The organism is Paenibacillus mesotrionivorans (assembly GCF_046098205.1).
GTDB classification, from domain to species: domain Bacteria; phylum Bacillota; class Bacilli; order Paenibacillales; family NBRC-103111; genus Paenibacillus_AR; species Paenibacillus_AR mesotrionivorans.
Genome location: NZ_JBJURJ010000003.1, coordinates 96,017 through 120,626, shown reverse-complemented (window position 1 = coordinate 120,626; position 24,610 = coordinate 96,017). Strand labels below are relative to the sequence as shown.

22 protein-coding genes are annotated in these 24,610 nt (G+C 56.5%); 15 read left to right on the top strand and 7 right to left on the bottom strand.

Going from position 1 to position 24,610, the window contains the following annotated elements; genetic code table 11:
* The first annotated feature begins 31 nt into the window (after window positions 1–31).
* The gene (locus ACI1P1_RS05015; protein WP_416215280.1) at window positions 32–505 is read left to right on the top strand and encodes a hypothetical protein; all 474 of its coding nucleotides are present in this window, start codon (window positions 32–34) and stop codon (window positions 503–505) included.
* 378 nt (window positions 506–883) lie between these two features.
* Entirely contained in the window at window positions 884–1,075 is a 192-nt protein-coding gene (locus tag ACI1P1_RS05010) for a P-loop NTPase family protein (protein ID WP_416215279.1), read from the top strand.
* A 66-nt stretch (window positions 1,076–1,141) separates the two neighbouring features.
* Here the strand turns inward: ACI1P1_RS05010 and ACI1P1_RS05005 are convergent, their stop codons facing one another.
* Window positions 1,142–2,452, bottom strand: a complete 1,311-nt coding sequence (locus tag ACI1P1_RS05005; RefSeq protein WP_416215278.1) for an MDR family MFS transporter — start codon at window positions 2,450–2,452, stop codon at window positions 1,142–1,144.
* A 112-nt stretch (window positions 2,453–2,564) separates the two neighbouring features.
* Entirely contained in the window at window positions 2,565–3,752 is a 1,188-nt protein-coding gene (locus ACI1P1_RS05000) for an MFS transporter (RefSeq protein WP_416215277.1), read from the bottom strand.
* A 287-nt stretch (window positions 3,753–4,039) separates the two neighbouring features.
* On the opposite strand from ACI1P1_RS05000, the gene ACI1P1_RS04995 reads away from it, so the two are divergent.
* Entirely contained in the window at window positions 4,040–4,702 is a 663-nt protein-coding gene (locus ACI1P1_RS04995) for a bifunctional 4-hydroxy-2-oxoglutarate aldolase/2-dehydro-3-deoxy-phosphogluconate aldolase (protein WP_416215276.1), read from the top strand.
* On the top strand, window positions 4,699–5,847 hold the full coding sequence (gene dgoD / locus ACI1P1_RS04990) for a galactonate dehydratase (RefSeq protein ID WP_416215275.1): 1,149 nt from the start codon (window positions 4,699–4,701) through the stop codon (window positions 5,845–5,847). The genes ACI1P1_RS04995 and dgoD overlap by 4 nt, the downstream gene beginning before the upstream one ends.
* 30 nt (window positions 5,848–5,877) lie before the next feature.
* On the opposite strand, the gene ACI1P1_RS04985 is transcribed toward dgoD, so the two are convergent.
* The 3 genes from ACI1P1_RS04985 to ACI1P1_RS04975 form a co-directional block, all read right to left on the bottom strand.
* Window positions 5,878–6,783, bottom strand: coding sequence for an AraC family transcriptional regulator (locus ACI1P1_RS04985; protein WP_416215274.1), 906 nt, complete (start codon window positions 6,781–6,783; stop codon window positions 5,878–5,880).
* A 59-nt stretch (window positions 6,784–6,842) separates the two neighbouring features.
* Window positions 6,843–7,826, bottom strand: a complete 984-nt coding sequence (locus ACI1P1_RS04980) for a sugar kinase (RefSeq protein ID WP_416215273.1) — start codon at window positions 7,824–7,826, stop codon at window positions 6,843–6,845.
* A gap of 67 nt (window positions 7,827–7,893) precedes the next feature.
* Window positions 7,894–8,640 (bottom strand): IclR family transcriptional regulator, encoded by a 747-nt coding sequence (locus ACI1P1_RS04975; protein ID WP_416215272.1) that lies wholly within the window; start codon window positions 8,638–8,640, stop codon window positions 7,894–7,896.
* A gap of 548 nt (window positions 8,641–9,188) precedes the next feature.
* Between ACI1P1_RS04975 and pheS the strand changes: the two genes are divergently transcribed.
* The 4 genes from pheS to ACI1P1_RS04955 all read left to right on the top strand — a co-directional run bounded on the left by pheS (window position 9,189) and on the right by ACI1P1_RS04955 (window position 15,608).
* Window positions 9,189–10,223: a phenylalanine--tRNA ligase subunit alpha gene (gene pheS / locus ACI1P1_RS04970; RefSeq protein ID WP_416215271.1), complete on the top strand. Its 1,035-nt coding sequence runs from the start codon at window positions 9,189–9,191 to the stop codon at window positions 10,221–10,223.
* A gap of 16 nt (window positions 10,224–10,239) precedes the next feature.
* The gene (gene pheT, locus ACI1P1_RS04965; protein WP_416215270.1) at window positions 10,240–12,687 is read left to right on the top strand and encodes a phenylalanine--tRNA ligase subunit beta; all 2,448 of its coding nucleotides are present in this window, start codon (window positions 10,240–10,242) and stop codon (window positions 12,685–12,687) included.
* 480 nt (window positions 12,688–13,167) lie between these two features.
* Entirely contained in the window at window positions 13,168–15,066 is a 1,899-nt protein-coding gene (gene zapA / locus ACI1P1_RS04960) for a cell division protein ZapA (RefSeq protein WP_416215269.1), read from the top strand.
* Between the two features lie 11 nt (window positions 15,067–15,077).
* Window positions 15,078–15,608, top strand: coding sequence for a CvpA family protein (locus ACI1P1_RS04955; RefSeq protein WP_416215586.1), 531 nt, complete (start codon window positions 15,078–15,080; stop codon window positions 15,606–15,608).
* Window positions 15,609–15,671: 63 nt separating this feature from the next.
* Here the strand turns inward: ACI1P1_RS04955 and ACI1P1_RS04950 are convergent, their stop codons facing one another.
* Both ACI1P1_RS04950 and ACI1P1_RS04945 read right to left on the bottom strand, forming a co-directional pair.
* Window positions 15,672–16,058 (bottom strand): cupredoxin domain-containing protein, encoded by a 387-nt coding sequence (locus ACI1P1_RS04950; protein WP_416215268.1) that lies wholly within the window; start codon window positions 16,056–16,058, stop codon window positions 15,672–15,674.
* A 209-nt stretch (window positions 16,059–16,267) separates the two neighbouring features.
* Complete coding sequence (locus ACI1P1_RS04945) at window positions 16,268–16,636, bottom strand: phage holin family protein (RefSeq protein WP_416215267.1); 369 nt, start codon at window positions 16,634–16,636, stop codon at window positions 16,268–16,270.
* A 241-nt stretch (window positions 16,637–16,877) separates the two neighbouring features.
* On the opposite strand from ACI1P1_RS04945, the gene ACI1P1_RS04940 reads away from it, so the two are divergent.
* The 7 genes from ACI1P1_RS04940 to ACI1P1_RS04910 all read left to right on the top strand — a co-directional run bounded on the left by ACI1P1_RS04940 (window position 16,878) and on the right by ACI1P1_RS04910 (window position 24,605).
* Window positions 16,878–19,247 carry an endonuclease MutS2 gene (locus tag ACI1P1_RS04940; protein ID WP_416215266.1) on the top strand — a complete coding sequence of 790 codons (2,370 nt, stop codon included), beginning with the start codon at window positions 16,878–16,880 and terminating at the stop codon, window positions 19,245–19,247.
* A 112-nt stretch (window positions 19,248–19,359) separates the two neighbouring features.
* Entirely contained in the window at window positions 19,360–20,040 is a 681-nt protein-coding gene (locus ACI1P1_RS04935; RefSeq protein ID WP_416215265.1) for a PspA/IM30 family protein, read from the top strand.
* A gap of 90 nt (window positions 20,041–20,130) precedes the next feature.
* A complete protein-coding gene (locus ACI1P1_RS04930; protein WP_416215585.1) occupies window positions 20,131–20,550 on the top strand; it encodes a DUF350 domain-containing protein in 420 nt (139 codons plus the stop codon).
* Between the two features lie 93 nt (window positions 20,551–20,643).
* A complete protein-coding gene (locus ACI1P1_RS04925; protein ID WP_416215264.1) occupies window positions 20,644–21,213 on the top strand; it encodes a hypothetical protein in 570 nt (189 codons plus the stop codon).
* A gap of 368 nt (window positions 21,214–21,581) precedes the next feature.
* A complete protein-coding gene (locus ACI1P1_RS04920) occupies window positions 21,582–22,925 on the top strand; it encodes an MFS transporter (RefSeq protein WP_416215263.1) in 1,344 nt (447 codons plus the stop codon).
* Window positions 22,926–22,990: 65 nt separating this feature from the next.
* Window positions 22,991–23,911 carry a cysteine synthase A gene (gene cysK / locus ACI1P1_RS04915; RefSeq protein WP_416215262.1) on the top strand — a complete coding sequence of 307 codons (921 nt, stop codon included), beginning with the start codon at window positions 22,991–22,993 and terminating at the stop codon, window positions 23,909–23,911.
* A 262-nt stretch (window positions 23,912–24,173) separates the two neighbouring features.
* Window positions 24,174–24,605 carry a hypothetical protein gene (locus ACI1P1_RS04910; protein WP_416215261.1) on the top strand — a complete coding sequence of 144 codons (432 nt, stop codon included), beginning with the start codon at window positions 24,174–24,176 and terminating at the stop codon, window positions 24,603–24,605.
* Window positions 24,606–24,610 lie beyond the last annotated feature (5 nt).

The following is a 24,610-nucleotide window of genomic DNA, read 5'->3' as shown; positions in this document are numbered from 1 at the left end:
GAAAATGACCGGCCCAAAGGAGTCGGAACGCATGACGACCATGCTGGAGCTTATAAGCAAGGACCCGGATTACGAGGCCTTCGAGGAAAATTACGGGGATGCCATCGGTTACCATCTCCGGACGGAGCAGTTCCGGCGGAGCGGCCAACGCTTCAGCCTGGTATTTAATGTAGGGGCTGTGGCTCTGGAGCGGTATCTGGTTGCCATGTGCCATCTGTACGGCGTGATGCCCCTAAACCATAATTTTATCTGCCTCATGAATGCGGTTGAGCTTGTAGCGGATATTCCGCCGGACCTGAACAAGGAAATCCGCTCCTTGGATTTTATCTTCGGCATTTGCTCTTTGGAGGATTATTTTCACGGGGAGCCCACTCCCGGGGATGCCGAGCGGGTGCTTGTTATGTGCGATGAGATCCGGCAGCTGTTTGATGTGGAGCGGATGGCTGCTATCCGGCAGACCGCCGCAGCTGCAAAGGAGCAGGACTGCGGGGATACTTTTCCGTAAGCATAAAAGACAAATTGAAGTGTACGTGATCATCCTTCTCTTTTTGCCGTCCTCCGGGACGGTTTTTTTGTTACGCCAGCCTCCGAATAGCCATTCGGAAGATTCCGAGGAATCTGGTATAGAAAGCCTGTTCGCGGGCTGGCGATAACGCACCTCCCCGTCTGTTTAGTTTGCTCAACTGCAAAAATGCAGTTATTTTTGAGGAAAAGTCCTCAATTCGTGGCCGTCCCTGCAAAAGTGCAGTTATTTCCTGGCGTTCTCCTCTCCAGCAGTCATTTTCCGCCAAATAGATGCACTTTTGCATTATGGGCACTCTACGGGGGAGGCGGAGGTAGAATAACTGCACTTTTGCATTTGGAGGGGCGTTGAAGCTGGCGAATGACCGGGGGGGGGATAGTTTTTCAGGAGCACCGGCTGCTGACTTGGCTGAAGGTGAAGGAATATGTGAGGTTAGGGTTGTTCGCCCTGAAGGTGGAGGAAAAAGCCCGGCAGGTGGAGGAGTACCTGAAGCTGGAGGGTTTCGGCAATGCTTACCCCAAGCCGCCGCCAAGCTTGCTGCCAATCCAATAAAAAGGACCGCCAGGCGCATAGCCCGACGGTCCTTCCTCTATTTAGCCGCAGAGCCCTGCGCTGCCTTTAGGCCGAGGCCTCCGCTGCGGCAACCGCCTCACAGGGGCGGGCCGCTTCTGCTGCCGACGAGACGGTGCGGCGGTAATACGTTCTGCATACAAAAAACATCGATACACCTCCGGCGGCAATCAGCACCGCCAGCAGCCCGAACAGCCACTCCCCGTTCAGCTTGCTCAGCACCAGTCCGGCCAACAGGGGACCTAAGAAGCGGGACACCTGCCAGTTCATGCTGTAGAAGCTGAAGTAAAAGCCGCGCTCCTCGGCGGGTGCGATAACCGACACCAGCTTTTGGGAGTGGGGGCCGTTCATCATTTCTCCGATGGTAAACACGAATTCCACCACGAACAGCAGCACAATCCACGGGGCAAAGCCGTAACCCAGCGCTACCAACGCAAACATGATGTAGGCCACTCCCATGACCCGGTGCAGGGCCATGTTGGCTGTTTTGCGGGCAATCCAGATCTGCAGCAGAATGACCATCAGGCCGTTGAAGGTCATGAGCGAGGCGAAGATGGATTGGTAATTGGTGAACCGCGATTGCAAATGAAGCGGGAAAGCGGACTCCACCAGCGCATACAGGAGGGTTACCGGCATGGAGGAGAGGGTGATGGACACCAGCAGCTTGTGCTTTCTGAACCAGCCGGGCAAGCTGAAGGGGCCGGACTCTACGGCTGCCAGGGAAGCTGTCTCTCCTGCGGCAGACGCCGAAGCCGAAGCCTGCGGCACGGCCTGCAGGGTCTCCGGCACCTTCCACCACACCAGAAGGGCGTAAATCCCGGTGGTAACGGCACAGGCGAAGAAGACAAGATGCATATTCCAGTTAAAAAGCAAAAGTCCCAACAGCGGTCCCGCGGCAGCCCCCAGATTCAGGGCGGTGTGGAACAGAGCGAACACCTCGGGGCGTTTATCCTCGGGCACCACATCGCTAACCTGGGCGTTGGCCGCCGGATAGAACAAGGCGTGGCCGACGCCGCTGAACACGGAGATCAAAGCATAATGCCAGACGCTGGTAGCGGCCATAAAAGCCAGCATGGAGGCGCATTGGATCAACAGTGAGGCCAGCATAACCGGCTTCCGGCCTACTTTGTCACTGAGCTTGCCGGCGAATAACCCCACCAGCATCCCCATAAAGGGCGACAGGGATACCACCAGCATGGACAGGAACACATTGCCCTCCAGCTGGCCGAAGAGGTACAGCACCAAAAACGGCCGCATCATAAAATTGGTGACAGAGGTCAGTGCCGTTCCGATGGCACGAATCCAGATGGCGGCGTCATAGGTTTTCCAAAGACGGTTCATATTCGTTGCGAATTTCATGTAAAAGGTTTCCTTTCCCAAACACTCGTTCCCTCATTATAAGGGGGGTTGCAGAAACTGGGAAGAGGAAATTTTTTTATAATCAAATGTTCTCATCAAGCATTGAGCTTATTTATACCCGCTGCGAAAGCATCCGCTGGCCTTCCTTCAGCCCTCCGGCCCGTTCCGGACCAGGCTTAAGCAGGAACAGCACGGCGAGACGGACCAGCGCAATGGCGAGGAAGCAGCCCCAGATAGGCAGAAACGTCAGGAGCAGGCCCGACAGCAGTCCGCCTACGGCATTGCCTCCGTTCATCAGGAGCTGGAAGTCGGAGAAGAAGTCCATCTCTTTTTTGTGGGCCTGGGCCTCCTCCATCATCACCGAGTTGGTGGCTACCTCCGTTACCGCGGCGCATCCGCCCAGAATCGCCTGCAGGATCACCAGCACGGCGTAATGGCTGACCTTGCCGTAGGGTAAAACCACCAGTGCCATACCCACCAGGGCGATAGCATACACCCGCATGGTGCCGAAGCGCTCGATGGCCCGCCGGGTGAGCGGCATCAGAATAGCCGAGAGAATGCCTGAGGCGATGACGAAAAAGGCGATATCCGTATTGGACAAACCCAGCTTTTTGACGTGGTAAATGGTAAACAAAGGCGCAACCATGGCGATGCCCATGTTGTTCATGGCCATCCACCACAGCTTGCGGTTGCATTCCTGGAAGGGCCGGACCATGTGCAGCCGGATGGGTTTTTTCTCATGGGGGGCCAAGGTGGCGATGAGATTCATCCCGGTAAAGGTGGCCAAACAGCCTATCAGCATGGAGATGGCGTAATTCTTCGGGAAGAACTGCTGGGTAGCATCCAGGGCATAACCGATGCCGTAGCTGCCTACAACCAGAATCACGATCCCGATCAGCTTGTTGTTGCTGAACAGCTTAGGGAAATCCTCCTGAGGCACCACACGCCGGAGAATTGCGGGCTGCTGGGCGCCGGTGATCATAACGGAAACGGCGTTGAGCCCCCAGAAGAAGAGCAGCACCGGAATGGGATTGGGCAGCATCACGGAAACCGCCATACTGAGGAAGGCGAATTGCCGAACATAACCGCTGGTGAGGTAGACGCCCCGGGTGACCGGCAGCTGCCGGGTCAGGAAAGCCAGAGACAAGGCGCAGAACAGCGGGGGAAGTGAATTGGAGAGCGCAATCTGGAAATCCGAGGCCCCCAGCCGCGCGATCAAAACGGGCAAAAAGGTAAAGAATGCAACGCTTTTCACATTCTGAAGGGCCGCATCCAGATAAATGCGTGTTGAAATTTTCATGGTGGAATTTGTCCTTTCCTGCCCATGCTCATCTGCATGTAAAGGTTTTGTGAAACGCTTTACTATTAGCTTAACGGCGCAGCAGAGTTCTTTACATGGACATCCCAACCAAAAAACATGGATTTTTCTGCTCTGTTAAAAAGAGAAGCGGAAATGAGAAAAATCCAAACAGAGTATAAAAAATCGCAAAAATATGTGCACGGGTTTCCGGAAAGATTATGCTACGCTTTTTTTGCAAAGAAAAGACTAGCGCATTATCCGCTCATATCAGTTGAAGGAGGGATTGTATGAGTCTGGCGGAGGAGATCAGCCGCCACTTTCTGGTGGCCATTATCCGGGGGACAGAAAATAAAGAGGAGGCCTTGGCTTCCGTAAGGGCGATGTACGAAGGAGGCATTCGGGTGCTGGAGATTCCCGCCTCCACTCCTGGGGTTATGTCCCTGATAGAAGGGATCAGGGCAGAGATGCCAACGGATCTGATCGTAGGTGTGGGTACCGTGCTGGATCCGGAGACTGCCCGCAGCGCGCTCTTGGCAGGTGCACAATTTGTCCTTTGCCCCACCTTGCGGGCTGAAACCATTTCTCTGACCAAACGGTACGGAGCCGTTATCATCCCTGGTGCTATGACGCCCACGGAAATTTTGCAGGCCTATGAGCTGGGAGCGGATATGGTTAAGGTGTTCCCCGCAGGCTCCCTCGGGCCGCAGTATATCCGGGATATTCACGGACCGCTGCCTCAGATTCCGCTGGTGCCTACAGGGGGAGTCAATGTGAAGAACATTGCCGATTATGTACGTGCAGGAGCTGCTGCTGCGGGTTTGGGCAGCTCGCTTTATCAGCCCGGAGCAGGGAAGAATGAACAGCAGCTTCAGGAGCTGTTGGATAGATCGCGCCGCTTTGTGTCAGAGGTTATGCAGGCTCGCCAAACGCTCAGGAGGGATATTCCATGAAAATTACCGGATACAAAACATATGTGGTTCCGCCCCGTTGGCTTTTTTTGAAAATAGAAACCGACGAGGGGATTTCCGGCTGGGGAGAGCCGGTGGTGGAGGGCAAGGCCCACACGGTAGAGACGGCGGTTGAGGAAATGATGGATGGTTTGGTGGGCAAAAATCCGCTGAATATCGAGGATCACTGGCAGGTGATGTACCGGGGGGGCTTCTACCGCGGAGGCCCTATTCTGATGAGCGCCATTGCCGGCATTGACCAAGCCCTCTGGGATATAAAAGGCAAGTACCATCAGGCCCCTGTGCATCAGCTGTTGGGCGGAGCCTGCCGGGAATCCATGCGGGTGTATTCCTGGATCGGCGGGGACAGGCCGGTGGATGTGGGATTGGCGGCGCTGGAGAAGAAGAATGCGGGGTTCACGGCTGTCAAAATGAATGCAACGGAGGAGCTGCAGTTCATCGACTCCTACGGCAAAATCGACCAGGTGCTGGAGCGGGTGTCGGCCATCCGTGAAGCGGCGGGACCTGATTTTGGCATTGGGGTGGATTTTCACGGCCGGGTGCACAAGCCTATGGCGAAGGTGCTGGCCAAGGAGCTGGAGCCCTACAACCTTATGTTTATTGAGGAGCCGGTGCTTCCCGAAAATAATGAGGCACTCCGGGATATTGCGATGCACAGCAGCACCCCCATCGCTACAGGGGAGCGGATGTTTTCCCGTTGGGATTTCAAGACGCTCTTATCCCAAGGTTATGTAGACATCATCCAGCCGGATCTCTCCCATGCAGGCGGGATTACCGAGTGCAAGAAGATTTTCGCCATGGCGGAGGCCTATGATGTTGCTGTCGCCCCGCACTGTCCGTTGGGGCCGATTGCGCTGGCGGCTTGTCTTCAGGTGGATGCGGGGGCATATAACGCCTTTATCCAGGAGCAAAGCCTGGGGATTCATTATAATCAGGGCAACGATCTGCTGGATTATCTCCGGGACCCGGCGGTGTTCCACTACTTGGACGGGTACGTGGCCATTCCCCAGGGTCCGGGTCTGGGCATCGAAATTTCGGAGGAGTTTGTAGAGGAAATGGCGCAAACAGGCCACCGCTGGCGCAATCCCATCTGGCGGCATAAGGATGGTTCTGTGGCGGAATGGTAGGAGGCTTCCGAGGCATGGTTAAGCCACGGGTTACTGCCTTTTGGTCCCGGGCAGGCTTCTTTCAACATTCTTCCGGTATGCCAGAGGAGAGAGCCGCTCCTGTTTTTTGAACATCCGGTTGAAGTAGGTATGGTGGTTAAAGCCGGACTGGTAGGCGATATCGGTGACCGATAAGGCACTCTCCCGCAAGAGCTTCTTGGCGTAATGCAGACGCTTGACGGTGATGAAGCGGGAGAGGGTCATCCCCATATGCTTGTGAAACAGGCTGCTCAGGTAGGAGGGATTCATGTGGACTCGCTCACCCAGCGCATCCAGAGTCAATTCGCTCTGGAAATGCTCCCCGATGTATTGCACGAGAGTGGATATTTCCTCCGGCAGATCAGGGAGCTTCGGCGCGGGGTGAAGCTGGTCTTCTTCTTTATAGCTGCGGTAGGCCAACAGCAGAAGCTCTTTGATGAGACAGCCCATAATCTGGACGAAGCCGGACCGCCGTCCGCTCCATTCCTCCTGCAGGCTCCGGTAAATGCCGCTGACCCGTTCTGCTTCAGGGGGAGCAAACTGGATTCGGCAGCAATCCGCGCTCATATGGGTGAGGGGATAGGGCTCCTGTGACGGCCAATGCTCCTTCAGGAGTGATTCCTTCCACATCAGCACGCTGCGGCAAATATTAAATACACCGTCTGTTTGCAGCACCTTGTGCAGGGTGAAGGGGCGGACAATCATCAGGGTGCCGGGAGATAAGGGGTAGGCTCGGTCTCCCGCCAGATACACGCCGCTGCCGCTTTCTATGAAGTACATCTCAATCCCGTTGTGGCTTTGAAAGCCGGTGTACGGCGCCACCGAATCCAGCTTGTGATAAAGCAGCACCGGCAGCTCGCGGAACACATGCTCCACGGCTGCGCTTAAATCCTCTGCCGTATGGAACGCCACCTGCATTCGCCTCGCCTCCCCTTCCCGCTTTTCTTCCATGCATCCTACTTGTTCATGCAAAGAGCTTACCTGGCCACATCCTCGCCTCTGCCGCTCATAAAGGCGGCCAGCAGCTCTCTGTCCGGCAGTCCCTCAATGTCGCCGTTAACCGTGACTACGGCGGCACCGATGGCACAGCCTCTGCGGACGGCTTCCTCCAGAGGCAGTCCGTCTAGCAGGCCGGAGAGCACGCCTGCGGCGAAGCCGTCCCCTGCTCCTACAGGATCTGCAACATGATCCACCTTAAAGCCGGGCACCAGCTTTTGCTCCATTCCTGTGGCGTAATAAGCGCCCTCCGCGCCCAGCTTCAGGATGGCGGCTTTGCAGCCCAGCTGCAAAAACCGTTCGGCCAAATACGACCCTGAAGATTTTTTCCCATCCCCATCCTCATTCCCTTCCCCGTCCCCAAACAGAAAGGTTCCTTCGCTGATGCCGGCCAGCACCAAATCGGCCATCCCGCAAAGCCGGGTCAACACCTCCCGGGCCTCTTCGTCACTCCACAGCTTTCGCCGCAGATTCGGATCGAACACCACCTGGACGCCATGCTTGCGCGCCAGCCCGATGGCATGAAACACGGCCTCCCGGCAGTTTGGGCTAAGGGCCGGTGTAATCCCCGTCAGGTACAAATATTTGGCACGGGCGATATAGTTCTCATCAATGCTCTCCGGCACCAGCAAGCTGGCGGCTGAGCCCTGCCGGTAATAATAGACTCGAACGGAGACTTCCTGGAGGCGCTCCTTATAAAATACTCCTGTAGGAGCAGAGGGATGGACAGCTGTCTGGCTGGTATCCACCCCCTCCCCGCGGACGGCGGCCATAATCTGGGCTCCGAATTCGTCCTGCCCAACCTGGCTGATCCATCCGGTGCGGTGACCGAGCTTCGCCAATCCGATAAGGGTGTTGGTCTCCGCTCCTGCAATCCGGGAGGTGTAGCTTCTGCTGTATCTCATCTGGCCCTGCTCCCGGGGAGTAAACAGCACCATGGTTTCTCCGATGCTTACGACATCCATATGTATCCGCCTCCGCTTGGTTGTTCGAATTTGACCTGACGGGGAAAGCCGATTCGACTGGGAAGGATCAGCCGCCCAGACGCGCCGAAATTTGCCCGGCTGTTTGAAGCAGCTGCTCCACAATGCTGTCCTTGCGCCGCAGCATTCTCTCTTTGGGTCCGGCGACACTTATGGCGCCTTCAATCCGTCCGCCGCTTTCGTATACGGGGGCGGCCAGGCAGTACAGACCCTCTTCATTCTCCTCGTTGTCGATGGCATAACCCTGCTCCCGGTAAAGCCCAAGCTGGGTATCCAGCTCGTCGCGGACGGTAATGGTGTTTGCCGTGATGGGCGTCAGCTCAATGGAGTCCAGGAGGGCCTTGCTCTCTGCATCCGGCATAAAAGCCAGGAATGCCTTGCCCAGTCCGGTGCAATACAGGGGCTTGCGGCCGCCAGTCCGGGCAGTGGTGCGAATGGAGCGGTTATTGTCGATTTTGGCTGCGTACACCAGCTCGTCACCTGCCAGCACCGCCATAAATACCGTTTCCTCCGTTAACTCCATAAGCCCGGCAAGATAAGGGGCACCGATTGCGGCAATATCCAGCGATTCCCTGGCCGAGCTGCCCAGTTGAATGAGCTTGGCCCCCAGCTTGTACCTTTTGGAGGGCTGGATTTCCAGATACCCTTCCTCATAAAGGGTGCTGATCAGATTGGTTGTGCTGCTCTGGGGAAAGGAGAGAGCCTCACTGATTTCCTTGACGGTGAGGCCGGAGGCACCATGCTGTGCCAATAATTCAAACACCCGGAGAACACGCTCTGCGGATTTTACGGACATAGGAGCAATCATCCCTTCAAATGAAATCACATATGTGATTCATAAACATATATATGATATAATTATCCTCATCATAATACATAACCTGTGGATGCACAATATAGTTGAGGGTGCGTTACAAACTCCGGGCTTGCATCCCGGCCGCGCATTGCATATAATAAACGGTAAATTCATATGGCATGAATGCATTGACGGAGAAGAGTAAGCGAGTAACCGCCGTACAGGGAGGGAGCGCCGGAGATTGAGAGCGCCCCCGCGTGATGGAACCGCTGAAGTTCGCTCCCGAGCAGTCCCTTGAACCAGCGGGCAGTTCTCCCGTTTCCAGTAGAGTGGACCGGAATCGATCCGATACATCGAATACGAGTGAGATGCGTCTGTTCTCCGGCCTATACCGGCAGGAGCAGGAACGCCCCGGCTGCTATGCTGCCGCCGCGTTTGCGTCTAATAAGGGTGGTACCACGGCTGCTTCGTCCCTTGCTACGGGATGAGGGGCTTTTTTTGTTTTTCGAAATTCGGGGGCACAGAACCAGATTGATGGAGGGATTCGCATGAAGGAAAAACTGGAGGCGCTGAAGAAGGCTGCGTTGGAAGAGCTGGAGAACGCAGGCGGGCTGCAGGCGTTGAATGAGCTGAAGATCAAGTATCTCGGCAAAAAAGGCCCGCTGACGGAAATTCTGCGGGGCATGGGCGCCTTGAGCGCCGAGGAGCGCCCGGTGATCGGGCAGGTGGCCAATGATGTGAGAAGCGCCATTGAAGGAATCTTGAACCGCAAAACCGAGGTGCTGGAGCAGGCAGCTACCGACAGCCGGCTGTCCGGGGAAACCATTGACGTTACCCTGCCGGGCCGCAAACACCCGGAGGGAACCATCCACCCCATCAGCAAGGTTATCCAGGACATTGAGGACATTTTCCTGGGGATGGGTTATAAGGTGGCGGAGGGGCCGGAGGTGGAAACGGACTATTATAACTTCGAAGCCCTGAACCTGCCCAAGAACCACCCGGCCCGGGATATGCAGGATTCCTTCTATATTACCGAGGATATTCTGCTTCGCACCCAAACGTCGCCGGTACAAGTTCGGACCATGGAGCTTATGAAGGGCGAAGTACCAGTAAAGGTTATATGCCCGGGCAAGGTTTACCGGAGGGACGAGGATGATGTAACGCACTCCCACCAGTTCACCCAGATCGAAGGTCTGGTAGTGGATAAGGGCATCCGTATGAGCGATCTGAAGGGAACGCTGCTCCAGTTCGCCCGGGAAATGTTTGGGCCTGATGTGAATGTCCGCCTGCGTCCCAGCTTCTTCCCGTTCACCGAACCCAGCGTAGAGGTGGACATCAGCTGCTACCAATGCGGCGGCGACGGCTGCCGGATGTGCAAACAATCCGGCTGGATTGAAATCCTGGGTGCCGGTATGGTGCATCCCCGGGTACTGGAGATGGGTGGCTATGACCCTGCCGTCTACAGGGGATTTGCTTTCGGGATGGGACCGGAGCGGATTGCATTGTTGAAGTACGGCATAGATGATATCCGTCATTTGTATACCAACGATCTGCGCTTCCTGCGCCAGTTCGGTCGGATCTAGGAAGGGAGCGAGCAGAATGAACGTATCGTATCAATGGCTGTCCCAATATGTGGACGTGAGCGGATATACAGCCGAAGAGCTGGCAGAGAAGCTGACCAGAAGCGGCATCGAGGTGGACGGCGCGGAGAACCGCAATCTGGGGGTTACCGGCGTTGTGGTCGGCTATGTGGTGGAACGGGTGAAGCATCCCGATGCGGATAAGCTGTCCGTATGTACCGTGGATGTAGGCAGAGAAGAGAACCTGCAGATTGTGTGCGGGGCGAAGAATGTGGCCGCCGGTCAAAAGGTGCCTGTAGCCGTGGTCGGCGCCAAGCTTCCCGGGGATTTCCAGATCAAACGCGCCAAGCTGCGCGGTGTGGAGTCTATGGGCATGATCTGCTCCGCCAAGGAGCTGGGGCTGAATGACAAGCTCCTGCCGAAGGATATTCAGGAGGGCATTCTGGTGCTGCCGGAGGAAACTCCTGTTGGCACGGACATCCTGGAAGTGCTGGCCATCGAGGACAAGGTGTTGGACCTGGATCTGACACCCAACCGTTCCGACTGCCTCAGTATGCTGGGAGCCGCATACGAGATCGGCGCCATTCTGGGCCGTCCCGTGAAGCTGCCGGATGCCAATGAAGGACTGACGGAATCCGCAGCGGAAGCGCAAGCCTCCTTGAAGGTCACCATCAGCGCGCCAGAGGAATGCCTCCATTATTCCGCCCGGCTGATCGAAGGCGTCACCGTGGGCAATTCCCCGCTGTGGCTGCAAAACCGCCTGATGGCGGCAGGCGTGCGCCCCATCAACAACATTGTGGACATCACTAACTATGTGATGCTGGAATACGGTCAGCCGCTTCACGCCTTTGATGCGGACCGTGTGGCCGGCGGCCATATCGATGTCCGTCTGGCCCGTGCCGGTGAACGCCTCATCACCCTGGACGACCAGGACCGGGAGCTGGCGGAAACCATGCTGCTCATTACCGACGGTGAAGGCACTGCTGTAGGGATTGCCGGTGTGATGGGCGGCGCCAATTCCGAGGTTCATGCGGGCACCACCCGGATTATCCTGGAGTCCGCCAAGTTCGCAGGCAGCAGTGTCCGGAAAACCTCCAAGCAGCTGGGCCTCCGTTCGGAAGCCTCCATCCGCTTCGAGAAGGGCGTGAATCCCGAGTTTGTAATTCCGGCCTTGGACCGGGCGGCCGGATTGATCTGCGTCTTGGGCGGCGGGACCTGCGCCAAGGGAGTGGTGGAAGCCCGCACCCAGGAGTTCGCCCCTGCAGTGGTAGACATTACCTTATCCAAAATCAACGGCTATCTGGGCATGGCGCTGGCTCTGGACGATGTGAAGAGTATCTTCGAACGCCTGGGCTTCCCGTACAGCGCCGACGGCGAGCTGCTGCGGGTGACTGTTCCCCAGCGCCGGGGAGATATAACCCGTGACGTGGATCTCATCGAGGAAGTGGCCCGGCTTTACGGCTATGACCATATTCCCGCAACGCCAATTACCGGCGTGACTACACCGGGCTCCCTGGACAAGGGGCAGAAAATCCGCCGTTACACCCGCCAGGCTTTGTCTGCAGCTGGTTTGCAGGAAGCTATCACCTACACCTTCACCCACCCGGACAAAATCGCCCGTTTCCCCGGACGGTATGCGGATGCGGTGCCTGTAGCATTGGCCCTGCCCATGAGCGAGGAACGCAGCGTACTGCGCACCAGCCTGCTCCCGCATCTGCTGGATACGGCGGTGTACAACCGGAACCGGAAGCAGGATGATGTGGCGGTATTTGAAATCGGCAAGGTTTTCCTGGCTGACGAAAAGGAACTGAAGGCCCAGCCTGTGGAGCGTATGCTTCTGTCCGCACTGTGGACCGGGAACCGGACGGCCCTGTCCTGGACCGGCAAGCCGGAGAAGGTGGACTTCTACGATCTGAAGGGTCTGCTGGAGGGCTGGCTGTCCGGCTTGGGTCTGGCGGAAGCCGTGGTCTGGCGCTCCGCTTCCCCGGCGGGTTACCATCCGGGACGGACGGCAGAGCTGGCGCTGGCTACCCCGGACGGGGAAAAGGTGCTGGGCACTGTGGGTCAGCTCCATCCCGCATTGGCTAAGGAGTGGGATCTGGACGACACGTATATCGCCGAGCTGGAGTTGGATACCATCTCCCAGTATGCCGATTTCACCATCGTCTACAGCCCGATCCCCCGTTACCCCTCCGTGGCCCGTGACGTGGCGGTAGTGGTGAACCGGAGTGTGACCGCAGGCGAGCTGATGGCCAAGATTCGGGAAATCGGCGGCGAATTGCTGGAATCCGTGCAGGTATTCGACCTGTACACCGGCGAACGCCTGGGCCTGGACAAAAAGAGCATCGCCTTGTCCATGGTATTCCGCCATGCGGAGCGCACCCTGACGGAAGAGGAAATCACCGCCGCTTATACAGCGGTGCTCACCGCATTGGAAACAGGCTTCGGGGCCGAGCTGCGGAAGTAACGGGTACAAGGCGCCGGAGCTGCTTCGGCTAATGGCTGGAGGGGTGGGCAGTTCCGGGGAGGAGCAGATGGCTAGCCCGGGATAAAAGGTTGACTCCGTTAATCGGCCCGCCAACTTTAGCGGAACCTATTTTCCGCTATTGCGCCATCTGGCGGCTTTACCACCGGAATAACGGAAATTCCTTTCCGTTAATGCCTCCTTTCTCCCTGTGAACCCTCCGGATTTATGACGTTAGCGGAAAACCGCTTCTGTTATATCGAAAGTGGGAAACCGCACACCAGCAATAGCGGAAGAAGGCTTCCGCTATTGCTGGCAAGGGCCTTGAGGCAGGGTTATTTTATCCGTGGTCAGCGAAATTTTATAGCAGGAAGGAAATCGGTCCGGTCTTATCGAAGTGTAATAGACGATAAGTCCGGCCTTTTTCCTGTTTTTCCGGATCTTTCATCCCGAATTGCTCTATACCCTAAGGAGGACCCCACGATGGACGGAGCCGAAAAAAACCGTATCACCGTTGATATATTTGGTACACCCTACAAAATGGTAGGTAAAACGACCCCCAGCTACATGAAGATGGTGGCAGCCCATGTGAATGACCACATGCACCGGATCGCCGATTCCAACGGGCGTTACGATACGCCCCGGATCGCTGTATTGGCGGCCGTGAACATGGCGGACGAGTTCTACCAGATCCGCAGCGAGCTGGAGAAGGTGTGGGAGGATTTGACCCGCTCCCGCAAGGAGATCGAGGAGCTTCAGGCCAGCCAGACCGAGCTAGAGCAGATGAAGAAGGACCGCAAGGCGGCGGAGGAAGCCAAGGGTGCTCTGGAGCTCCAGTTGAAGAACCTCCAGCTTCAAGTCCAGGAGGCAGCCGTGAAGCTGAAGGATTCCATAGCCGCTGTGAAGCTGGAGGAGGAGCAGAAGGCCACTGCCGAAAAAGCTCAGCTGGAATCCCGCTACACCGGGGAGATCAGCCAGCTGCACAGCCAAGCGGAAGCGAGGGAGGTTCTCTACGCCCGCCAGCTGGAGGAGCTGAAGCAGCTGCATGCGGATGAGATGAAGGCGCTGGAGGAGCTGTGGGAGACCCGGCTGCAGGAGGCGAAGGACCAGCATGGCAGCGAGCGGGAAACCGCCGAGAAGCAGTGGGAGGAGCTCCTGGACGGAGAAATCCGCAGCTGGCAGGAGCGTCTGGAGAAGGCTGAGGCGGTTTATCAGGCCAAGCTGAAGGAGCTGGAATCCGGCTGGGAAGCCCGGCTGCAGAAGGAGCAGGCTGACGCACAGGAGCAGCTGCAGGCGGCCGAGATGAAATTCGAACAATCGGAGACCGACTGGAAGACACGTCTCGAGGAAACCAGCCGGACCTTGAACACCAAGCTGGAGGAGTGCGACCGCAACTGGCAAGCGGCCTGGGATGAGCGGGAGCTGGGCTACCAGGAAACGGCGGCCGCGGCGGAAGCCAAGCTATTGGAGCAGGAAACCTCCTGGAAGGAACAGCTGGATACCCAGGATGCCATTTGGAAGGATGAGCTGGAGTCCCAGAAGGCCGTCTGGAATAACCGCCGCGCTGTTCTGGAAGCGGAATACAAGGAACGCCTGAAGGCTCAGGAAGCGGAGTGGCAGGTCCGTTTGGATGCGAAGGATGAAGACTTCCTGAACCAACTGGAGGTGCAGGAAGCCGAATGGAAGGGCCGCCTGGAGGATAAGGAAGCGGAATGGCAGAACCGCCTGGCAGCCCGTGAGACTGCGGTGAAGGAGCAGCTTGCATCCCAAGAGGCCGCCATGAAGGAGCAACTTGCATCCCAAGAGGCCGCCGCGAAGGAGCAGCTGGCAGCCCGCGATACCCATTGGCAGGATAAGCTGGCGGGCAAGGAGAAGGAATGGCAGACTCTCCTGGAGGCTTCACACGGCACCTGGAACGAGAAGCTTGCGGAAGCCCGTCGCACATGGGAAGAGGAGCGCGGGGAGCTGGAGCATACGTGGGAGCAGAAGCTGCTGCAAGCCGGCCAAGCCTGGGAAGAAAAGCTCCAGGAGGCGGACCTGGCTTGGGAAGACAAGCTGAAGGAAGCCCGGGATCAGCGGGATGAGGAGATTTTGGGCATGCTGGAGGAATCCGAGGCCCGGCGGCGTCTGGATACCATCCGGAAGGACGAGGAGCTGAAGCGGGCTGCTCAGGAGCGGGAGCAGGCTGAGGAAACCAGCCGGAGGCTGGCTGAGGAAGCAGATGCCCTGCGGCGGGAGGTAGCACTGCTGAAGGAGAAGGACGCAGGCCGCCAGGAGCAGGATCAAACCTTGAAGGCCGAGCATGAGAACCTCAAGGAAGAATACGAGAAGCTGAAGAAGGAATACAACGAATGGCTTGAGCTGGTCCTGGAAAAGGAGTAGGCGGCGTGGCGATGAACAAGCTGGATCTTGCTGTCCTGGTGCTGGGGCTGTTGGCTTTTATTTTGGGATACCGCCGCGGCTTTATTCTTCAATTAGTGTCCTTCCTGAGCCTGGTGGTGGCCTGGATTGCCGCATACCTGTTTTATGATGATCTGGCCCCTTATGTAGGCCGCCTGCTGCCGGTGGAGGTCTGGGTGGACAGCAGCAGCTATTCCACCTGGCTGAAGGGGCTCCGGCTGGACCAATATGTCATCGGGGCGGTTTCCTTCGCGGTAATTGTGTTCGGCGTGAAGCTGGTTCTGACCGCCGCGGGCCATCTGTTGAATGTCCTGGCCAAGGTGCCGGGTCTCAATCTCATCAACCGCTGGTCCGGCGGGATTTTGGGACTGGCCGAGGCGGCGGTGCTTGCCGCAGTGGCCATTCAGGTGATGGCGGTGCTCCCCAATGAGCCGGTGCAGCATCTGCTGGAGGGCTCCAGGGCGGCGGAGTGGTCCATGCAGCAGGTTTCCCTGTGGTTTGCCAAAATGAAGGAGCTTCCGTAAGACCTCTGGGGTCCGGGAAGCTCCTGTTTGCGTCGTATAAGGTGATTCCAACGGCTCTATATCTTATTCCTCTACAACCAGCACGGCCTTCATCTTCAGATGATCGGTGCCGCAGGGGATCGTGCACACAATATTGTATCTGCCGGCTTTATCCGGCGTGAACACCTTGGTTTTGGTTTTGTTGTCCAGCTTTACGTTCAGCTTCTCCACCTCAAGGCCATGGACACCTTGTTCATTCTTCAGCGTCAGGGAAACAGGCTGGCCTTTTTTGACCCGGTATTCAGCCTTGTCGAACTTCCAGTTGGAGGCCACAATGGTAACCTTCTGAGCGTTGGCCGCATCCTGTGTGCCCGGGGAAGCCGAGGCTGCGGATTCACCAGTTTTGGTGCCGCAGGCGGACAATCCCAGTATAAGGGCGATAAGGCCTGTACAAATCCACAACTTTTTCATGCTAGCCCTCCCGGCAGGTATTTGGTTCGGTCTGCAATACATATGATACTTGAATCTCCGGGGAAAAGCATTTTTTCCGCGTGAAGAAGTTGTGAACACGAGGCCATGCGGTGAATGGCAAGACCACACAGCTGCAGGCCGCAACAGGAACCAAGGTTCCGCTGCAGCCCGCTTTTACCTGTATGGTGCCTGTTTTGAGTAGAGCCAGATTATTTCACACGTTCCTTATCCTTGCCGGTTGCGTCGAAGGGGGTGCTGACCGGAACAAACAGGTCGATGATCCCAATGACCAATGCCGCCAGGATGGCGCCGATAATGGTGACGTCCACGTTGTTGACGATAAACTGGCTGAACCAGATCACCAGTGCGCTGGTCAGAAAACCGACGATGCCCCGGCCGAACGGGTTGATCTTACGGCCGAAGATGCCTTCGATAATCCAGGCCACCACCGCGATGACTACCGCCAAAAACAAGGCGCTCCAAAAGCCGCCGACACTAAAGCCGGGCACAAGCCAACTGGTTACAATCAACACCAGCGCGGCTACAATGAACCGGACAACGGTAGATAAAAAGTGCATGGTTCATTCCTCCTTGTGGTCTTTCTTGTGCTTGCTCCCTGTTCGGGTATGGTTAGGTTGCCCGCGGTGCAACAGGTTTATCAGAACCAGATATTCTCACCTGATGCAGCCGCGGCTGTGCTGACTATGGCTAAAACAATTCTCTCCGATAGCGTCCGGACGGCGCATTGGATATAATAGGGGGGATAATGAACGATTTAACGTTTAAGAACGCTAACGGCTTAAGGAAGAGGGTACACCTGTGAACTTGAAAATATTGCAGACACTGGAATATACAAAAGTGATTCAAATTGTAATCAGACATGCCTCCACCAGCCTGGGCAAGGAATTGGCGGAGGCCCTTGGTCCTGCCGCGGAGCTGAATGAATGCAAGAAGCGGCTTCAGGCCACCGATGAGGCCTTTAAGGTGGACCGTCTTAAGGGCGGCGCCCCCTTCGGCGGCATCCGGGATGTGCGTCAGCCCCTGCACCGGGCAAGAATCGGCGGCATGCTGAATCCGGTGGAGTTGAATGATATCGGCGGCACCCTCCTGGGCGGCCGGCGTCTGAGGAGATTTCTTCTGGATATCCATGAGGAAAGCCCTGTGCCGCTTTTGGCCGAGCTGGCGGAGCTGCTTCAGGACAATAAGGCGCTGGAGGACAAGATCAGGAACTGTATCGACGAAAATGCCCATGTACTGGACCAAGCCAGTCCGGAGTTGGGCAAGGTCCGGTCCGAGCTGCGTGCGGGAGAGGGCAAGGTGCGGGAGAAGCTGGAGCAGATGGTACGGACCCCGTCCATTGCCAAAATGCTGCAGGACTCTCTGGTCACCATCCGCAATGACCGGTATGTTATTCCGGTGAAGCAGGAATACCGGGGCCATTTTGGCGGATTAATCCATGACCAGTCCGCTTCGGGGGCGACGCTCTTCATTGAACCCGAATCCGTTGTCCAGATGAATAACCGTTTGCGGGAGCTGAAGCTGAAGGAAGAGGCCGAGGTGGAGAAGGTTCTCCGGCTGCTGTCCGCCCTTGTTGCCGAATTTTCCGATCAACTGAACGGCAATCTGGAGCTGCTGGCGGAGCTGGATTTTATTTTTGCCAAGGCCTCCACCGCCCGTGAAATGAAAGCCACTCTCCCCATGATGAATGACCGCGGCTTCCTCAAAATTAAAAAAGGACGCCATCCCCTTCTGTCCCGGGATGTGGTTGTGCCGCTGGACGTGGAGCTGGGCAATAAATATTCCACCATTATCATTACCGGTCCCAATACCGGCGGTAAAACCGTCACGCTGAAAACCATCGGCCTGCTGAGCCTGATGGCCATGTCCGGGCTGTTCGTGCCGGCGGAGGATGGCAGCCAGCTGTGTGTGTTCGACGCCATCTACGCGGATATCGGGGATGAACAGAGCATCGAGCAGAATCTGTCCACCTTTTCCAGCCATATGACCAATATTATCAGTATCCTCCGGAACATGACGCCCAAAAGCCTCGTTCTCTTCGACGAGCTGGGCGCCGGAACGGACCCTGCGGAGGGCTCTGCGCTGGCTATCTCCATTCTGGAGCATATTCACCAGATGGGCTGCCGGATGGTGGCCACTACCCACTACAGCGAACTGAAGGCCTATGCCTACGACCGCAAGGGTGTCATCAACGCCAGTATGGAATTTGATATCCAAACGCTGTCGCCTACTTACCGGCTGCTGGTAGGGGTTCCGGGGCGCTCCAATGCCTTCGCCATTGCCGAGCGGCTGGGCTTGTCCCGGCGGATTATCGACCATGCCCGCCAGCAGGTGGGCGAGGAGGACCAGCGGGTGGAGTCCATGATCGCCACCCTGGAGGAGAACCGCCTCTCGGCGGAAGCCGAGCGCAATACCGCCGAGGAGCTCCGCCGCGAGGTGGAAGCCACCAAGCTGAAGCTGGAGGAGGAACGCCGGAAATTCGACGAGCAGCGGGAGAAGCTGCTTTTGAAGGCCGAGCAGGACGCCGCCAATGCGGTAGCCAAAGCCCGGAAGGAAGCGGAGGAGGTTATTGCCGACCTGCGCCGTATGGCCTTGGAGGAGCGGGGCTCCATCAAGGAGCATAAGCTGATCGAAGCGCGGCGCCGGATGGATCTGGCCGCTCCCCAGCTTACGGATAAGCTGAAGAAAACCGCCTCCAGCCCCAAAAAAGCCGAGGTCATCGAGCCGGGCGACGAGGTGCTGGTCACCAGCCTCAACCAGAAGGGCCATCTGGTGGAATGGTCCGGATCCAGCGAAGCGATGGTGCAGCTGGGCATTATGAAGATGAAGGTGGCCCGCAAGGATCTGCAGCTGGTAGCCTCCAAACCCGAAGCCAAGGTTCCTGCCCAGCGTGTGGCACCCGGCGTGAAGCGCACCCGGGATGACAATGTGCGGATGGAGCTGGATCTGCGCGGACAGAATCTGGAGGAATCCCTGATGGAGGTGGACCGTTTCTTAGACGAGAGCTTCCTGTCCAATCTGGGCCAGGTCTACATCATCCACGGCAAGGGCACCGGTGTCCTGCGTACAGGGATATCCGACTATCTCCGCCGCCACAAGCATGTGAAGAGCTACCGGTTGGGCAACTACGGTGAAGGCGGCGCAGGCGTGACGGTGGTGGAGCTGCAATAATTTTTTTGGAGCAGAATGAAACCTCCTCCCTTGATCCCTCGTATGAATCAGGTATAAAGACAATCACTTGACCAATACATCATCACCACTAATAAACGGGAGGAATTTAACAATGGGAGTTTTTAAAAGATTGCGTGACTTGACGATGGCATCTATCAATGATCTGCTGGACAAAGCTGAGGATCCGGTGAAAATGCTGAACCAGTTCCTGCGGGACATGGAAGAGGATATTCAAGAAGCTGAATCCGGCGTAGCCAAGCAAATCGCCATCGAGATGAAATTTAAGCAGCAGGTTGATGAAGCCGAGGATATGGTTCAGAAGCGTACCGAGCAGGCGATGAAAGCCTTGGAGCAAGGCAACGAGGATTTGGCCCGCCGCGCGCTGGAGGACAAGAAGGAGCATCAGAACCGTTTCGACGAGCTGAAGATCCAATATACCACTGCGAAGACCAATGCCGACCAGCTTCGCTCCCAATTGGCGGAGATGAAGGACGAATACAACAAGCTGAAGAACAAGAAGGATCTCCTGATCGCCCGTGCGGAAGCGGCCAAGGCCCAGAAGCAAATCAACCAGGCCATGTCCGGCTTCGGCTCCGACAATGCGGCTAAGGGCTTCGACCGGATGAGCGAGAAGGTGCTCCAGATGGAAGCCGAGGCCAAAGCAAGCAGCGAGCTTCGCGGCTCCAACAAATCTTTGGATGACGAACTGGATTCCTTGGGCGCAGGAAGCGGTGTAGACGACGAGCTGGCAGCCATGAAGGCCCAGCTTGCCGCCAAGAAAGAACAGCAATAAACCATTCATATACACGAAGGAGACTGGGGAGCAATTGTCCCCGGTCTCTTCCGGTGTTTGGCCTATGCGTACAATTAGGAGGAAGGGATGATGAATCACGAGGTGGACCGTCTCCTAGCGAACCCTTATCTGGAAACCCTCGCTTTTATATCGGTTGCGCTGGTTGCGCTAATTTTGTTTTTGGCCATATTTGAAGCGGTTACCCGGTACAGCGTGTGGAATGAGATCAAACGGGGCAATATGGCAGTGGCTATGGCCACCAGCGGTAAAATTTTCGGTATTTGCAACATCTTCCGTTTCGCAATCCAGCAGGAGGATACCCTGTTGACTTCCTTGGGATGGGCCACCTTCGGGTATGTGATTCTGCTGGCTGCTTATTTTATTTTTGAGTTCCTGACCCCGAATTTCAACATCGATGAGGAGATCGGTAAGGACAATAAAGCCATCGGTCTGATTTCCATGGTGCTGTCCGTTTCCCTGTCGTATATTATCGGAGCCAGTGTGATCTAGAAGGGGCGGGAAGTCCTTAACCGGCTTCGCCGATTTGTGTTTTTTGCCCTTGGCATCTATTATGGTAATGTGAGAAGGAGGTCAAGGTGAATTATGGATTCTACTGAACGTTCGCAAATATGCCCGTGGTGCCAGACAGAGATTGTATGGGACCCGGAATTCGGGCCGGAGGATACCTGTCCCCATTGCTTGAATGAATTGGGCGGCTACCGCTCGTTGAAGCTGAAGATTAACCAGGAGGACGGGGAGCTTTCTCTGGAAGAGCCCGACCGCCATGAGCATGACCACTCCGGCCATACCCATCATCACCATCAACACGATGAAGACGATGATGAGCTGGAAGTGGATGATCTGCTGGATGACTACACGGTTGATCCCTTGCCGGATGATTATGCCGAGCGGGTTATTGCCGTTATGGACCAGCAGGAGTTAGCGCCGGAATGCCCCAACTGCCATGAGCTGATGCTGCATGCAGGGGTCCGTGTAGTAGGCAGCAGCGAGTTCAAGCCGGTATCCCCGGCGCCGCTGGGTATGCCGTTCCTGCCGGAGCCGTATGCAGTGGATGTGTTCGTTTGTCCGTCCTGCTTTAAGACCGACGAATATCTGACCAAACAAACCAAGGAAGAAATGATGCAGATTTTTGTTCCCGGAGCCAAGGACTAATCTGCTTGTTGACTTGACCGAAATATGAAGACCTGTTGCCCTCTAGGGGACAGGTCTTTTTCGCATTTTGACCGGTGGTGCCGTGCCGGGTTTTGGGATTTGCATCACGTTATCCGCCTGCCCTGCCTTCTCCACCTGCCCAGCGCCCAGCCTTCTCAGCCTGTCCAGCCTTGCCTGCCGGAAAAATGCCGGATTGGGAGGGGCAATGGACAAATAAGAGCTTCTGAGTCCGGCAAAAGTGAAAAAGAGGCGGAATCCGCGAAATAAGGACTCGTCGGTCCGTTAGCCGGGAAAAAGGCGGTTAACCCCGGCCCGGAGAGGGCACAGTATAAGGGTTCGGTATATAACGGTATGCAAGAGGTGATGGAATGTCTTCGCGAGTCAAATCCCGGCTGATGCCGCCCCTCTCCACAGGCTTTCCCAAGGGGGAAGGCACACAAGCCGGCGAATTTGCAGCCAGCGGGCAGCAAGACGGTGGGGAGCGGCCCCGGTCCAAAACCCCGTTAAGCAGCCAGACCTGGCTTCTGCTTGCGGTGCATGGGCTGTTCACAGCCGGCAATGCGCTGTCCGGCACCTTCGTTCATGTTTACCTGTGGAAGGCGGCGCATAACTTTTCGCTTCTGGGCTGGTTTTCGGCGGTGCAGCAGGTGTCGATGGCCGTCACCTTCTGGCTGATGGGCAAATGGGTCAAGGAGCATAACAAAATGAACGCCCTGCGGGCAGGGGTGCTGGTTTCTGCCGCTTTCTATGCCATTGTGCTGCTGTTAGGGGAATTCGCCGCTAATATGGTATGGCTCCTGGGGCTGGTGCACGGCTTAGGGTCTGGGCTGTTTTGGCTTTCCTTCAATGTGGTTTACTTCGAGGTGACGGACCCGGACAGCCGGGACCGGTTTAACGGGGTGGCCGGTTTATTGGGCTCGGGCTCCGGTATGCTGGCTCCGTGGCTCTCCGGCTTTCTGATCTCCCGGATGACCCATGAAACCGGCTACCGCCTGATCTTTACCCTGTCTCTTGCCGTGTTTGTATGCGGGGGAATCGCCAGCTTTTTCCTGGCAAAGCGCAAGGGGGAAGGGCGTTATGACTGGGCGTTCACCCCCAAGTATGTGCGCAGAAAAAACGGAGTTTGGAAAAAAATGTTCCTGGCTATGCTGGGGCAAGGCATCCGTGAAGGAGTGTTTGGCTTTCTGATTGGCATTCTGGTGTATATCAGCACCGGGAATGAGTACAGTCTGGGCAAATTTGCCTTGATTACATCCGCCGCGGGGCTGGTCAGCTTCTATATGGCGGGCCGCTTCTACAAGCCCAGGCACCGAAAGCGCGGCATGCTGCTGGCCGTGCTGGGTTTGACACTGGTGATTCTTCCGTTTTTCTGGAAGGTGGAGTATGTGACGCTGTTGATATTCGGTATCGGCACAGCGCTGTTTATCCCTTTTTACACGGTTCCCGTAACCTCCACTTCCTTCGACCTGATCGGCAAAGACCCGGATTGTGTCAGCCGGCGGGAGGAATTTGTCGTTCTGCGGGAGCTGGGGTTAAATGTGGGCCGCCTGTTGGGGACTCTGGCATTTCTGATTACGGTCTCGTTTTCACCGACAACCCTGGCCATTAATGTGCTGATGCTGGCAATCGGCAGCTCCCCTCTCTTAACGTGGTTCCTGATGCGGGATTTTCTGAAGGCTCCTGCAGAGGCAGCCCGAAGCAATGCCGGATAGGCTTGTTGAATTGACAAAACACAGGGCAAGAGAGGACAATGGGGAAAAAAGGTGGCGGTGAACCCATGGCCCGAATCGTGAACAGCATCACCGAGCTTATCGGCAATACGCCTGCGGTGCGCCTGAACCGGCTGGCTCCGGCAGGGGGAGCCGAGGTTTATGTTAAGCTGGAGGCCTTTAATCCCAGCGGCAGCGTGAAGGACCGGGCGGCCTGGTATATGATCGCCAGGGCGGAAGCGGAAGGACGGCTCCAGCCCGGCGGAACTATCATTGAACCGACCAGCGGCAACACTGGCATCGGCTTGGCGATGAATGCAGCGGCCAAGGGTTACCGGGCCATTCTGGTGATGCCCGACAACATGACCAAGGAACGGATTCAGCTGCTCCGCGCTTATGGCGCAGAGGTGGTGCTGACCCCCGCTGCGGAAAGAATGTCCGGCGCGGTGAAGAAGGCGCTGGAGCTGGCTGCAGATATTCCGGGAAGCTACATTCCCCAGCAGTTCGAAAATCCGGCCAATCCCGACATCCACCGTCTGACCACCGCGGAGGAAATTCTCCGGCAGACGGAGGGCAGGCTGGACGTATTTGTGGCTACGGCAGGAACGGGAGGAACCATCACCGGAACGGGAGAGGTGCTGAAGGCGCGGCTGCCGGGCATCAAGATCGTGGTGGTGGAGCCTAAGGGCTCCCCGGTTCTCTCCGGCGGTGTCCCTGGCCCGCATAAGCTGGTGGGTACCAGCCCTGGATTTATTCCGGCGGTTCTGAATACAAAGGTTTATGACCGGATTGTACAGGTGGAGGACGAAGACGCCATCAGAACCGTGCGGCGGCTGGCAGCGGAGGAAGGGATTCTGGTAGGCCCCTCCGCCGGAGCCTCGGTGTGGACGGCCCTGCAGGAGGCGGCAAGGCTTGACCCAGGCCAGAGGGTCCTGTGTATTGCCCCGGACACGGGCGAACGGTATATCAGTATGGGAATATTCGACTGACCCCAAAGGATTCGGACAGCATTCGAAACGCGGATGCTGTCCTTTTTCGTTCTTCACACAGAACAAATGACGAATGGCTTTTTATGGACAATGATGAGAGAATGGTTGATTGAATGAGATTTCATGAGATAAATGAAGATAAAAATGGTACAGCATTGATTTTTAGCGCTTTTAAACCAAAAACCCTTGCTATATAGTATAGAAGTGTTCTGTTTTGAGAACGTTCAAACCGTGTCTGACAAGTAAGGAAAGGAGGAGTCCTATGCGTCAAAAAAGGGCTAGGAGGCACAGTTCCCTCCGAAGAATGGCCCCCCGGTCACTGGTCCTGTCCTCCTTATGTATGACCTTCACAGTGCTGGCTTTGGATGCTGTGGTTCATCCTACCTATTCCCAATACAGCAGCGTCCACTCCATCTCGGGAACCTTGTCGGCCGGAGCCGTGTTTCCTGCAGTATACGGTATGGCTTCCAAAGCGGGACCAGGCTGTACCTTCATACCTGCTAACCTAGGCGAACCGGAAGCCGTCTCCGTCTCCGTGTATGAGCCGGGCCTGCTTGATGGTTATCCGTCCCTTCCCGTTTATTGTTCCGACACTCCCATTTTGCCGCCTGCGTCAGTGACGGAAAGCGTCTATACAAATGATCTGCCTGTATCCGAATTCCCATCCCCATCCCAAATTCCCGAAGGAGCGTAACCCCT